Source organism: Acinetobacter populi (genome assembly GCF_002174125.1).
GTDB lineage: Bacteria > Pseudomonadota > Gammaproteobacteria > Pseudomonadales > Moraxellaceae > Acinetobacter > Acinetobacter populi.
On sequence record NZ_NEXX01000001.1, the window covers coordinates 383,923 to 397,961 of the forward strand.

The following is a 14,039-nucleotide window of genomic DNA, read 5'->3' on the forward strand; positions in this document are numbered from 1 at the left end:
TGCATTAGCTTTGCAAAAATAGCAGAAATGCCATATCTTTTTTATGGATTATGGCGCATAAATAGATCCGATTTAAATTTTAAATTTCCCGGACAATGACTAAAATTCCATATAGCTACAGTGCAGAAGAAGAACGATTAAATGCATGGACCCACGGACTAGCCGCAATCCTTGCAGTATTGGGTACCATTTTCTTGTTGATCAAAGCAGTGCCGCTATCCTGGCAAGCCGGACTCAGCATGCTGGCCTATGGACTAAGTCTGATTTTATTGTTCTCCGCTTCAACGCTCTATCACCTGTCTAGCTCTGCCACACAACGCATCTGGTTAAAGAAACTGGATCATACCGCAATTTATTATCTGATTGCCGGCACCTATACCCCTTTTCTGGCGCTCTTTTTACCCACTGAAAAAGCCAAAATTCTGCTTATTGCCTTATGGATCATCGCGCTGATTGGTACATTTTTTAAATTATTCTTTGTGCATCGCTTTCAGAAAATATCGTTGATTGCTTATATCGTCATGGGTTGGTTGGCTGTATTGGTGATGGATGACATGAGAACCTATTTAAGCAGTACAGCCCTACAACTACTGATTGCCGGCGGTTTATTTTATACCATTGGCACTATTTTTTATGCGGCAAAAAAATATAAATATACGCATGCCATCTGGCATATTTTTGTGGTCATGGGCGCCGCAAGTCATTTTTTTGCCATTTGGTCCATGTTAAACACTTTGCCAAGGTAAATTTTTAATTTCAAAATGGTCAAGACCTCGTTAGAATAGGCGAATTTTCTTTCAGGGACATTGAAAACAATGGAAACTGCCACTGCTGTTGATCAGCCTTTAAACTCAAAAGGACGTGTACTTGCTGCAAGTATGGTGGGAACAACCATCGAATTTTATGATTTTTATATCTATGCGACAGCAGCAGTCATTATTTTCCCACATTTGTTTTTCCCTGATGGGGACCCACAAGCCAATACCTTAAAATCTCTGGCGACATTTGCGATCGCCTTTATTGCCCGCCCCATCGGTTCGGCCCTGTTTGGACATTTTGGTGACCGCATCGGACGTAAAGCAACGCTGGTGGCAGCCTTATTAACCATGGGGATTTCAACGATTGCCATTGGCTTATTGCCAACTTATCATGATATCGGAATTACAGCGGCACTTTTACTGGCTTTATGCCGTTTGGGCCAAGGGATTGGACTGGGCGGTGAATGGAGTGGTGCGGTTTTATTGGCAACAGAAAATGCACCTGAAGGTAAACGTGCATGGTATGGCATGTTTCCACAGCTTGGCGCACCCTTTGGTTTAATTCTTGCCAATGGTTTCTTTTTATTGCTCGGCGCCATCCTAACCGAAGAACAGTTTATGGCATGGGGCTGGCGCATTCCATTTCTGGCCAGTGCAATTTTGGTGATTATGGGCCTGTATATTCGTCTAAAACTACATGAAACACCAGCATTCCAGCGAGTTCTGGATAAGCAGGAAGAAAAACATGTGCCCTTTGCAGAAGTATTTAAGCACCACTTACCAATGCTGATTTTAGGTACACTAGCAGCAGTCTGTACCTTTGTAGTGTTCTACTTAACCACGGTATTTTCCTTAAACTGGGGCACACAACAATTGGGTTATAGCCGTGAAGACTTCCTGAAAATGGTAACGCTGGCTACCTTATCTTTTGCTGTATTTATCCCATTGTCGGCAATTCTGGCAGAAAAATTTGGGCGTCGTACCACATCTATCGGCATTTGTATTCTTGCTGCCATCTTTGGTTTGTTCTTTGCCGATATGCTGGCGTCAAATAATCCATTTACTGTATTTTTATTCCTATGCATCGGTTTGGGAATTATGGGACTTACCTATGGCCCAATTGGTACAGTATTGTCGGAATTATTCCCCACTTCGGTGCGTTATACTGGTTCTGCCCTAACCTTTAATATGGCGGGTATTCTTGGTGCATCTTTTGCACCATTAATTGCCACCTATCTGGCAACGACCTATGGTTTACAAGCCGTGGGCTATTATCTATCCGGTGCCGCCATTTTATCTCTCATTGCCTTCTTATTAATTAAAGAAACCAAAAATATTGATGTCAATCGTCAAATTTAATGTTTGATTTTAAACCTGATCAGATGTCTGATCAGGTTTTTTTATATCTAAATTTTCGACTTATCGGTTAAATTTTCAGTCATCAAATTTTTCAATTAAATTTTTTTATTTTTTTCTCGTAATTTTTAGCTATTTCTCTATTATTGACAAAATATTGGCTAATTTTTTGCTTTTCTTGCCACGAACTTGCTGACAATCTACAGTATTTAGGCTAGATTGGCTCACTTTTTTTAAAAAGTGTTTTTGGGGAGGATCGTCTGATGATCCTTAAAATATATAGCGATCCTTGATCATCCTTATCTAAAAGAGGATAACACCATTGACTACTCATACTGGGACTCAATCGGTAGCTAAGCTCAAAAAAAATCTTGTGCTGTGGCACATCATTATTATCGGTTTAGCTTATATTCAACCCATGACTTTATTTGATACTTTTGGATTAGTATCTGAGAAAAGTAGTGGACATGTACCCACATCCTATATTTTTGCACTTGTTGCCATTTTGCTAACCTCGATCAGCTATGGTCATATGATTAGGCGCTATCCATCTTCTGGTTCGGCCTATACTTATGCACAGAAATCCATTCATCCCAATGTCGGATTTATGGTGGGCTGGTCATCGTGGCTGGATTATCTGCTGTCGCCACTGGTCAATATTATTCTGGCCGATATTTATCTGCGCGCCTTATATCCAAGCGTAAATCACTGGTATTGGGTCATTGGTCTTTCGGCATTTATGACCATCATTAACTTGTTTGGTGCGCGTTTTGTTGCTCGCTTTAATACCACAATTGTTGTTATACAGCTTGGTGTAATTTTTTACTTTGTCTATCAGATCTATATTTTACTCACACAAGGGATCCATGCGGATGGTACGTTAAATCAAGATATCGTCGCACTTTGGTCACTGGCACCCTTTTGGAGTGATATGGCAAATGTAGGCGCATTGATTGCAGGGGCAACGATTCTTTGTTTCTCATTTACAGGTTTTGATGCCTTGTCTTCACTTGCAGAAGAAACCAAAGATGCTGAAAAAACTTTGCCTCGTGCCATTTTTCTTACTGCATTGATTGCAGGGGCAATTTTTGTTTTTAGCACTTATTTTATTCAGCTGTTTTTCCCAAGTGATCCAAACATTTATTTCAGTATTCTGGATGAATCTCAGCCTGAGATGATGGCAGCACTGGGGAATATTCAATATATTTTGCCTGTCATTGGTGCAATTGCCTTTAAAACATTTGTATTGTATTTTGCTGTGGTTGCCGTGATGGCATCTGGTATTTCCGCACATGCTGGTGTATCCCGTTTAATGTATGTCATGGGACGTGATGGAATTATCAATAAAAAAATCTTTGGTCATATCAGCCCAAGATTGCATACTCCAACCTATAACATTCTGATTGTTGGTTTGATTGCATTGACTGCCGGTTTTATTAACCTTGAGCATATTGTCAATCTGATCAGTTTTGGTGCCTTAACAGCCTTTAGTTTTGTGAATTTCTCGGTCATTTCTCGCTATGCATTACGTGATAAACAGACAAAATCATTAAAAGACATTTTTAACTATATTGTTATTCCAACACTTGGTTTTATTAGTGTCTTCTTAATGTGGCTGGAAATTGATCCAACTGCATTGAAAGTTGGTCTGGCATGGGCTGCAATTGGTATTGCTTATCTGGCTTATAAAACTGGTGGTTTTACCCGCCCAGTACCGCAATATAATGAGTTTGAGGATTAATCCACTATCTCTTCCACTATCAAGTCTATTGTATTTAATCGACTTGATCTCGCCCAAACTACTTATTAGGTCAACTTAAACGTTGGCCTATTTTTATCATTTTATTAAAAAACAACGATAAATTTTTTGATGTATCGGGCTTACTTTATTTTTTACAATGTAAGTTTTTTGTGACTAGAATCCTCTTTCTTCACTATGTACACCTAGCAAATTAGTGTATACATGTTAACGGTTTAGTTTATAAATGATCATAATTCCCATTACCTGCCAATCACCAACTGGTCAAGAAACTTTTCTAAAAATAAAAATATATTTTATTTTTCAATAATATAAAATCAAACCTTTCAATTACGCCAAATAATGTACTGTTATTTCTTCTAAGTTGCGTAACACTCTATTCTAAATCAATAAAATTTCAATTCTTATAAGATTTATAACAAATAGGACACATGCCTCAATTGAACTTTATTTTCGTCAGGTCGATAGTAATGACGAAATACAGAGCGTGTTAACACTTCATCTATGTTTCATTCATGAACTGTGAACACAATCGAGCCTTAAGAATTAAATATTATTGCATGATGACTTAACAACAATAGGTAAATAAAACTTAACTTTTATCTTCCTATTTTTAAATAAAAAGGACAGTGTTATGACGTGGTTACAAAGTCAGCTCAGTCATTCTCCCGAAATACTCATTTTCCTGTCGCTGGCAATTGGCTTCTGGATCGGCCAATTCCAACTCGGTAAATTTCAGCTGGGCGGTGTTGCCGGATCCTTAATTGTCGCGGTTGCGCTAAGTTTACTCAATGTCCCTATTGATAATGGCGTTAAATCCATCCTATTTGCTTTATTTATTTATGCCGTTGGTTTTGAAAGTGGTCCCCAGTTTTTCAAATCTCTAGGGCCTAGTTCCATCAAAGAAATTCTACTTGCAGTGTTTATGGCTGTGGTGGGCTTAATTACTATTCTGGCATTGGCAAAAATTTTCCATCTGGATAAAGGACTTGCTGCGGGCTTGGCAGCCGGTGGCATGACCCAGTCTGCAATTATCGGTACAGCAAGTGATGCCATTGCCCGTCTGGATTTACCTTTGGATCAAATTCAGAAATTACAGTCCAATGTGGCGATTGGTTATGCTGTAACGTATATTTTTGGATCACTGGGTGCCATTATCGTTTGTGTCAATATTTTACCCAAATTCATGGGCAAAGATATCCATGATGATGCGATTAAAGCACAGAACCAACAATTAAAAGGCGCATTTGTCCTCACCTCCGGACAATCATTGGCGATTCCGGATATTGTTGGCCGTATTTATCAGGTGGAAAAACTCGATCATCTTAGCGTGACACAAATTGAAACCATGGGCAAAGACATCACCATCGAACGATTAAAAAGAAAAAATCGTTTGATTGATATTACCCCAGACACCCTAATTCAACAGGGTGATATTGTACTCATTGTCGGACGACGCGCTGATGTGGTCGCCATTGCAGATCAAATCGGCAAAGAGTTGCAATCCGCAGATGGTATCGATGTGGTGATGAGTACCGAAGACATTGTATTAAAAAATCCCAAATATATCGGCAGAACACTGGGCGATATTAAATCTTCAACCTCTGCGATTTTAAAGCACGGAATCTTTATTCTGAGCATTAAACGTAATGACGATCCTGTTCCACTTCAGGATGATACAACTGTTTTACAAGGCGATGTAATTACTGCCTATGGGGTAGAACAGGATTTAAAACGCTTTGCTCATGAAGGCGGTATTCCGATTCCAAATACCATTCGAACCGACTGGATTTTTCATGGCGCCGGTTTGGTGGTGGGGTTATTGATCGGCCTCATCGTGATTCGTATTGGAAGTATCCCAATCACACTCGGTGCAGGCGGCGGTGCCTTACTCTCTGGTCTGTTATTTGGCTGGCTCAGAACACGGCATCAAACCAGTGGTTCCATGCCTCCAGCCGCTTCTCAGATTTTAAAAGATTTAGGCTTGGCAGGTTTTGTTGCTGCTGTGGGTCTGCAATCAGGGTTACAGGCCATACAAACCATTAAAGAAAGTGGTGTATCGCTATTTATGATTGGTGTGCTGGTCACATTGATTCCCCTGCTGCTCTCCATGCTTTTTGCACGCTATATACTACGTTATGACAATGTGGCTGTTTTGGCTGGTGCCTTGTCAGGTGCCCGTAGTGCCAATCCGGCATTCGGTGGTGTACTGGATAAAGCTGGCAATACCATTCCAACGGTTCCCTTTGCAATTACCTATGCCTTGGCCAATGTGTTTTTGACACTTTTAGGCCCTTTGGTCGTGGCATTTGCATAACCCCGATTCTAATACAACAGTTTTTACTTTTTAAAAAGACAATATTGGAGAAATAAAATGTCTACTACAGATTATTCAAAATACGCAAAACTCAGTCCTTTTGAACTTAAAGATAATTTAATGGCCTTGGCACAAAGCCATGCAGATCGATTGATGCTCAACGCAGGTCGCGGAAACCCAAACTTCATGGCAACCATTCCACGTCGGGCCTTTTTTCAATTGGGCCTATTTGCTGCCACCGAAGCAGAATTTTCCTTTGCCTATATGTCCGAAGGTGTAGGCGGTTTCCCACGTAGCAAAGGTTTAATGGCACGTTTTGATGATTTTTTACTGGAAAATAAAGATAAACCAGGGGTACTTTTTTTAAGTAAAGCTATTTCTTATATCCGCGACCAACTAGGACTAGATGCCGATCAGTTTTTGCAGGAAATGGTAGAAGGTGTTTTGGGATGTAATTATCCGGTTCCTGACCGAATGCTGCGCTTATCTGAACAAACCATTAAAGAATATATCATTCGGGAAATGGGCATTAAAAATTTAAATGCCGATGCCTTCGACTTATTTGCTGTTGAAGGTGGTACTGCGGCCATGGCCTATATTTTTAACTCTTTAAAAGAAAACAAAATTTTAAATCAGGGAGACAAAATCGCCATTGGTTCACCAATTTTCACACCCTATCTTGAAATTCCCAAACTCAATGATTACCAATTTGAACAAGTACATATTCAAGCTGATCCTGCACTAAACTGGCAATATCCAGAATCGGAATTACGTAAACTTGAAGATCCATCAATCAAAGCATTTTTCTTGGTTAATCCAAGTAATCCACCTTCTGTAAAAATCAGTGATGAAAGCCTAGATATCATTGCTGATATTGTGGCCAAACGTCCAGACCTGATCCTGTTAACTGATGATGTCTATGGCACTTTTGCCGACGATTTCCAATCCTTGTTTTCGATTTGTCCAGATAACACCATTTTGGTGTATTCATTCTCTAAATATTTTGGTGCGACTGGCTGGCGTTTAGGGGTGATTGCCCTGAGTCATAATAATATTCTTGATCAAAAAATACGTCAGTTAGCCCCAAGTGACCAACAGCAATTGGCAGACCGATATGCCTCGTTGACTGCCGAACCGGAAAATTTTAAAATGATTGATCGTATGGTTGCAGACAGTCGTACTGTGGCGCTCAATCACACAGCCGGTTTATCCACACCACAGCAAATTCAAATGGTGTTATTTGCCTTATTCAATATGATGGATGCTGCTCAAAACTATAAAAAAGCCCTGAAAACGGTCATTCGTAATCGTGATGCAGCGTTATACCGTCAACTTGGCGTACAACAGAAAGATAATCCTAACAGTGTAGATTACTACACTTTAATTGATCTGGATCAAACCTGCCGTGCATTATACGGAGATGCCTTTGCCGATTGGGTCATTCAAAGCAAAAATCCAACTGATTTGCTTTTTAGAGTCGCTGATGAAACCGGTGTAGTTTTATTACCTGCCTCAGGTTTTGGGGTAACACATTCTTCGGCACGTGCTTCTCTGGCCAATCTAAATGAATACCAATATGCCGCTATTGGTAAATCATTAAGAGCGTTTGCAGAGGAATATTATCAGGAATATCAAAAACAACTGAAATCTTAAGCATAAGATTTCAGTCTCTATAAGACAAAAAACTGCATTACAGTACAAAAGCAGGTAATGCAGTTTTTTTGTTTAAAATATCAATATCTTGAGAACCGAATGTGAGTGCGCTAAGTTCATAAAGCCAGATGGTAGCTGCAAAGTTGCCTCTTGCCTCAAAATATGCTGAGACTCGGATTTAAAATTTCGAGTCTTGGTTTTATACAAAATTAGATTAAATACTATGCTTATTACGATAGCGTTTTAAATTAAAGGCTTAAACCCTTGTTGCCGCCATGCTTCATAGACAATTACTGCCGTAGCATTAGACAGATTTAAACTACGTGAATTTTCCGCCATGGGCAGTCGAATCCAATTTTGCTGGGGAAACAACAGGCGCACTTGTTCAGGTAAACCCCGAGTTTCAGGTCCCATTAATAAAGCCACCGGTTGGTTGAGATCAACTGTATAAGGTGCCGCAGAACCTTTGGTGGTTAAGGGAAAAACTTGTTCAGGGCTGATACCATGTTCAGCCAGATGAGCAAGACAGGTTTCAATATTGTCCCAGATTTGCATTCTGGCCCATTCATGGTAATCCAGCCCTGCCCGTTTCAGTTTCTTGTCATCCAGTTCAAAACCTAAAGGTTTAATCAAATGCAAACGTGCGCCGGTATTGGCACATAAGCGAATAATATTACCGGTATTACTTGGAATTTCAGGTTCAAATAGGACAACATGAATCACTTCATTACTCACTTGTAAATATTTCATTGGTAGCTTAGGCATCGTCTTTTTTGCAGAACTATCGTTGCGCACAGCTTTTACCTTGCGCTCGGAGAGCGATTATCGATCGCTGTTACGGTGGTACTATCGCAACTATCCTCTTTGCTCAGGCATAGTCTTCGCCTTGCGCTCGGACAGCGATTATTAATCGCTGTTCTATCCTCGCTCATGCCATTGCAATTGCTCACGCAATTTTACCACCTCACCGATAATGGTCAGGGTCGGTGCCTGAATTTCGTATTCAGCCACTTTATCTGCAATATCAGCCAAGGTGCCAATCACGACTTTTTGCTCAGGCGTGGTACCTTTGGAAACCAATGCCACCGGCATATTAGGACGTTGACCATGTGCAATCAGGTTTTTACAGATTTTCTCCAATCCGACCAAACCCATATACAACACCAAGGTCTGATTTTCATAGACCAGCTCATCCCATGGTAATTCAGGTGAACCTTCTTTTAAGTGTCCGGTTAAAAACCTTACACTTTGCGCATAATCACGATGTGTTAAGGGAATACCCGCATATGCCGAACAGCCTGAAGCTGCGGTAATTCCCGGCACCACTTGAAAAGTCACACCAGCATCAAACAACTGCTGAATTTCTTCACCACCACGGCCAAAGATAAATGGATCACCACCTTTTAAACGACAGACCCGTTTTCCGGCCTGCGCATATTTGACCAGCAGCGCATTAATGCCTTCCTGCGGTACAGCATGATTGGAACGTGCTTTGCCGACATAAATTTTTTCTGCATCACGACGACACATATCCAGAATTGGCTTGGACACCAGACGATCATAAATCACGACATCCGCCTGCTGCATTAACCGTAAGGCCTTTAAGGTTAGCAATTCCGGATCACCTGGCCCGGCACCGACCAAATAGACTTCGCCTTTTGGTGCTTGCCAGTCTATTAAAGCCTGCTGAATATAGGCATCCGCATCACTTAAGTTATCGTGAAAGACCTGTTCTTTTAAAGGACTGGCATACAAGTCTTCCCAGAAAATCCGGCGTTCATCTGGATTGCTGATTTTTGCTTTTACAGCCGCCCGCCATTTACCGGAAAATTCAGCCAGTTTACCCATCCCATGCGGAATACTGCTTTCCAGTTGAGTGCGGATCTGACGTGATAGCACCGGTGATGTACCATTACTCGCCACCGAAATCAGCAACGGTGAACGATCAATAATCGCAGGCACCATAAACCGACAATTTGGAATATCATCAACACTATTGACCAATATATTCTGCGCTTCGCAATACAGGAAAACCTGTTTATTCACTTCTGCCTGATTGGTTGCAGCAATCACCAGTCGATAATGTCTAATCTGCATCTCTGTAGAAAATTCGGTCTTGCTGAATTGTCCACCTGTTTCATGTACCAAATCCAGCAATGCTGGTTCAATCTCAGGCGCAATCACATCAATGATCGCACCTGCTCTGGCCAACAATATCGCCTTGCGATAGGCAATATGTCCACCACCCACAAGTAGACAAGGTTGATCTTTCAATTTTAACGAAATCGGGAGAATATCCAAAGATGAACCTCTACATAAGTTTGATGGCGATAGCTAAGCAAAAATCATGCAATTTATCTTTGACAGGATCTAATCGATATATTCTGCACCGCCCATATAGGGACGTAAAACCTGTGGAATTTCAATTGAACCATCCGCACGCTGATAATTTTCCATGACTGCCAGTAAAGTACGACCAACAGCCAAACCAGAACCATTTAAAGTATGGACAAATTCGGTTTTCTTTTGATCAACACGATAACGGGCTTTCATGCGACGTGCCTGAAAGTCACCCATGTTTGAACATGAGGAAATTTCACGATATGTATTCTGACTAGGCACCCACACTTCCAGATCATAGGTTTTGGTAGAACCAAAGCCCATATCGCCGCCGCACAGAATAATTTTACGATATGGCAATTCAAGCGCCTGTAAGATACCTTCGGCATGACCTGTTAAATCTTCCAGTGCTTGCATTGATGTTTCAGGCTTGACGATCTGTACCATTTCGACTTTATCAAACTGGTGCTGACGGATTAAACCACGGGTATCACGACCATAAGAACCGGCTTCACTACGGAAACATGGCGTATGTGCTGCGTACTTAAGCGGTAAACGTTCTGCATCGATGATTTCATCACGGACAAAGTTGGTCACCGGAACTTCTGCTGTTGGAATCAGATAATATTCTTTTTCGCCTTGCAGTTTAAACAAATCTTCTTCAAATTTAGGCAACTGCCCTGTGCCACGTAGCGAATCGGCATTGACCAGATACGGCACATAAGCTTCGGTATAGCCATTTTTCAAGGTATGCGTATCTAGCATAAATTGAGTTAGTGCACGTTGTAGGCGTGCCAGCGGCCCTTTCAATACGCTAAAGCGTGAACCAGTCAGTTTGGTTGCAGTCTCAAACTCCAGACCACCCATCAACTCGCCCAGATCGGTATGATCCTTGATCTCAAAATCAAACTGGCGTGGTGTTCCCCAACGTAAAATTTCGACGTTATCACTTTCATCTTTACCTTCTGGCACAGATGCATCAGGCAAGTTTGGAATAGATAAAGATTTTTCTTCAATTTCCGCCTGCAAGTCAGCCAATGCAGTTTCGGCAGTTTTAATTTCATCGGCAATGGCCTGCATACGTGCCATGACTTCGGACGCATCACCGCCTTCACGCTTGATCAGGCCAACCTGTTTGGCACCCGCATTACGTTCGGCTTGTAAGGATTCTGCTTTGGATTGAATTTCTTTACGACGAGCTTCCAGATCTGCCCATTCTTGTACATTCAACTGAATGCCACGTTTGGCAAGCGCGGCATTGACTGCTTCAATATTATTACGTAAAAGTTTTGGATCAATCATAACAATCTAAATGGCTAAAAATGAATGCCATATAGTGTAAGCGCTTCGACTAAAAAAAAATAGTCACCGCTTAGTTATTCCTAAATTTCAGATTGATAAGAACGCTTTTACAATCACCTATTCTCACATATCTTATGAAAAATTTTCGCTTAAAGTCATGTCGGGTAAACTTGGCATATATTCAGTTTTTAGTAATCCCTTTAAATCTTCATATGGCACATGAAGTTCAGGCATACCATAAACAAACGGGGCAATTTCATAAAGTGCATAGACAAAGACCAGACCATTTCCAGCAAAATAAAAATTTTCACTTAATTTCAAGCTGTCTAGGTCTGTACCGTATTCTTTTAATTTATGTGCATTATTCTGTTTAAGTAATGCCAGTATCTTAGACTGGCTGTTTTTATGCAGTACATCATTTAAAGCAAGTTTTTTCCTTACTTTCAAATCAAACACATCGTATTGAACACTGAAAACATTATGTGCCCCGCCCAAATAAACATTATGAAATCGTGAAAAAGTTACCAACTGATAGCGTTGCCCCACAAAAGATACCATGCTGCCATCATAATACTGCCGGAATTCACCCTGAGACTTGTCTACATTTTTCTCTGTAGCGATTCCTAATGCAGAATCCTGTAATTGTGCATGGTAATATTGATTAATCCAGTCCACATTGGTCTTGATCGATTGTATATCGTAAGTGGTACAGGCTGCTTCGCGATCTTCAGTCGCGGCTTCACAAAGTTCTTGCTGACTTACTCGATAAGATTTTGCCCATACCGCAGGAATATCATCTGATTGCTGTTTTGCTGGTAACTGTTCAGGCTGTGGTATTGCCTCTGATTTGGTGCTTGTATTCTGTCCACTGTCATTAACTGGCGAATTTTTGGGCGTACATGCGGTTAATCCCCCAACCAAGATGACAACTGCCAGCGTAAAAATATAGTTTTTAATCATGCTGTTAACTCTCTCTTATTGTTAATTTATCTTATATATTTCGCCAACTATTTTGCCAATTCAATCTTTAATCCGGCATTTGCTGCTTTTTTAAAAAATTTCACATCAAATGTAATAAAAGAATATTGTTGTAATCGTACAATGTGTAAACTATCTGCAAAATCCAAACCTTGTTGATATAATTTTAACGCCTGAATCAATAATAGTTCGTCCTCAATTATAACATGGCTAAAATTTAATAATGTTTGATAAACACTTAAAATCGTTTGTTTATCAATTTTATAAAATCCTCGCATTACCCATTCCAACTCCAGTATAACTGTAATAGGTATGGAAACAGGTTGCGATAAAATCTCAATCGCTGTTTGTCTCTGTATATGACATTGTTGATCATCCGGATCATCAATAAAGAACCGTGCCAGTATATTGGTATCAATGACTTTCATGCTGCATCATCACAAAATCAGCAGCATCAAAATCTTCCAGATGCCTTGTTTGTTCTGTCGCTTCAAGTTGCACCATACCCGCATACTGTGCAATAGATAACGCCATTGAAGCCTTGTTTTCTAATTCTTGCTTAGCTACCTGATGATCTGACTTTCCATAACGAGTTTGAATAAAATCAACAAAGTCCAAAATTTCTTGTGCCTGTGCATCTGGCAAGTCTTTTACTTTTTGAAAGATAGTTTGTGCAATATTCATAATACAAACTCCAGTATTTTATCTAAAATATAGTCTAAGCATTTCGAGCTAAAAAATATAGTCATTACAACATGATTACCGAACAGCAGTACCATAAGCAAAAACTTCCACCATACCGCCTTGCATTCCCAATTCCGTGGTACTTAACCGCAATCCCATAATCTTTGTTGCACCCTGTACGTGTGCCTGATGTTTTAAACGAATAATCGCTTCTCGCCGGGCACGTTCCACAATGCTTTCATAACTGGTTAAACGTCCACCAAAAAAATTCTGGATCGCAGCCAGTACAAATTTAAAATAATCATGGGACAGCACCACATTACTGGAAATCAAAGCACCTTGTGTATGACTAACCACAAACTTATTGGTATCAATTTGAATATGTGCCAGTTGTTTTTCCTGTTCTGCCAAATACTGTAAATGTTTGGCTTCAATATGGCGACCAAAACCCCAACCAATCAGGAATAAAAGAATAAAAATTGCAACTTGAACAATGATCCCGGACATGCGATTTCCTCTTAGATTGTAAACGGATCGGGCAATTTTGGTAGCTCTGCTTCCACAATTACCGCAGTACCATAAACAAATAGTTCGGAGGCGCCCTGTGCAATATTGGACGTGGAAAAACGAATGCCGACAATGGCATTGGCACCCAGTTGACCCGCCTTGTCAATCATGCGCTGCATGGCTTCCTGACGTGATTCCTCAAGCAATTCGGTATAACCTTTTAGTTCTCCCCCGACTATATTTTTTAGCCCCGCCATAAAATCCCGCCCCACATGTTTACTGCGGACAGTGCTGCCATAGACCACATCAAGCTGGCGCACAATACGATGAGCCGGGACTGTTTCCAAATTACTTAATAGCATTTTATGTATTCCTAAATTTTTCA

General features: G+C 40.5%; 13 protein-coding genes. 5 read left to right on the forward strand and 8 right to left on the reverse strand.

Translation table 11 applies throughout. The features are described from left to right. The first annotated feature begins 95 nt into the window (after window positions 1-95). The 5 genes from trhA (at window position 96) to CAP51_RS01725 (ending at window position 7,843) form a co-directional block, all read left to right on the forward strand. Complete coding sequence (gene trhA, locus CAP51_RS01705) at window positions 96-746, forward strand: PAQR family membrane homeostasis protein TrhA (RefSeq protein WP_087619001.1); 651 nt, start codon at window positions 96-98, stop codon at window positions 744-746. Window positions 747-815: 69 nt separating this feature from the next. Next, the gene (locus CAP51_RS01710) at window positions 816-2,117 is read left to right on the forward strand and encodes an MFS transporter (RefSeq protein WP_087619002.1); all 1,302 of its coding nucleotides are present in this window, start codon (window positions 816-818) and stop codon (window positions 2,115-2,117) included. 319 nt (window positions 2,118-2,436) lie between these two features. After that, window positions 2,437-3,855 (forward strand): APC family permease, encoded by a 1,419-nt coding sequence (locus CAP51_RS01715; RefSeq protein ID WP_087619003.1) that lies wholly within the window; start codon window positions 2,437-2,439, stop codon window positions 3,853-3,855. A 652-nt stretch (window positions 3,856-4,507) separates the two neighbouring features. Further along, window positions 4,508-6,190, forward strand: coding sequence for an aspartate-alanine antiporter (gene aspT / locus CAP51_RS01720; protein ID WP_087619004.1), 1,683 nt, complete (start codon window positions 4,508-4,510; stop codon window positions 6,188-6,190). A gap of 57 nt (window positions 6,191-6,247) precedes the next feature. Continuing rightward, the gene (locus CAP51_RS01725; RefSeq protein ID WP_087619005.1) at window positions 6,248-7,843 is read left to right on the forward strand and encodes a bifunctional aspartate transaminase/aspartate 4-decarboxylase; all 1,596 of its coding nucleotides are present in this window, start codon (window positions 6,248-6,250) and stop codon (window positions 7,841-7,843) included. 243 nt (window positions 7,844-8,086) lie between these two features. Here the strand turns inward: CAP51_RS01725 and CAP51_RS01730 are convergent, their stop codons facing one another. The 8 genes from CAP51_RS01730 to CAP51_RS01765 all read right to left on the reverse strand — a co-directional run bounded on the left by CAP51_RS01730 (window position 8,087) and on the right by CAP51_RS01765 (window position 14,016). Further along, complete coding sequence (locus tag CAP51_RS01730) at window positions 8,087-8,566, reverse strand: tRNA (cytidine(34)-2'-O)-methyltransferase (RefSeq protein WP_087619856.1); 480 nt, start codon at window positions 8,564-8,566, stop codon at window positions 8,087-8,089. A 195-nt stretch (window positions 8,567-8,761) separates the two neighbouring features. Beyond that, on the reverse strand, window positions 8,762-10,144 hold the full coding sequence (gene cysG / locus CAP51_RS01735) for a siroheme synthase CysG (protein WP_087619006.1): 1,383 nt from the start codon (window positions 10,142-10,144) through the stop codon (window positions 8,762-8,764). A 69-nt stretch (window positions 10,145-10,213) separates the two neighbouring features. Beyond that, window positions 10,214-11,485 (reverse strand): serine--tRNA ligase, encoded by a 1,272-nt coding sequence (serS, locus tag CAP51_RS01740; protein WP_087619007.1) that lies wholly within the window; start codon window positions 11,483-11,485, stop codon window positions 10,214-10,216. Between the two features lie 132 nt (window positions 11,486-11,617). Beyond that, the gene (locus CAP51_RS01745; RefSeq protein WP_087619008.1) at window positions 11,618-12,445 is read right to left on the reverse strand and encodes an RsiV family protein; all 828 of its coding nucleotides are present in this window, start codon (window positions 12,443-12,445) and stop codon (window positions 11,618-11,620) included. 47 nt (window positions 12,446-12,492) lie between these two features. Beyond that, a complete protein-coding gene (locus CAP51_RS01750) occupies window positions 12,493-12,891 on the reverse strand; it encodes a type II toxin-antitoxin system VapC family toxin (protein WP_087619009.1) in 399 nt (132 codons plus the stop codon). Beyond that, window positions 12,878-13,147 carry a DUF2281 domain-containing protein gene (locus tag CAP51_RS01755; protein ID WP_087619010.1) on the reverse strand — a complete coding sequence of 90 codons (270 nt, stop codon included), beginning with the start codon at window positions 13,145-13,147 and terminating at the stop codon, window positions 12,878-12,880. The genes CAP51_RS01750 and CAP51_RS01755 overlap by 14 nt, the downstream gene beginning before the upstream one ends. Window positions 13,148-13,222: 75 nt before the next feature. Then, entirely contained in the window at window positions 13,223-13,654 is a 432-nt protein-coding gene (locus tag CAP51_RS01760) for a YbjQ family protein (protein ID WP_087619011.1), read from the reverse strand. 11 nt (window positions 13,655-13,665) lie between these two features. Then, entirely contained in the window at window positions 13,666-14,016 is a 351-nt protein-coding gene (locus CAP51_RS01765) for a YbjQ family protein (RefSeq protein WP_087619012.1), read from the reverse strand. Window positions 14,017-14,039 lie beyond the last annotated feature (23 nt).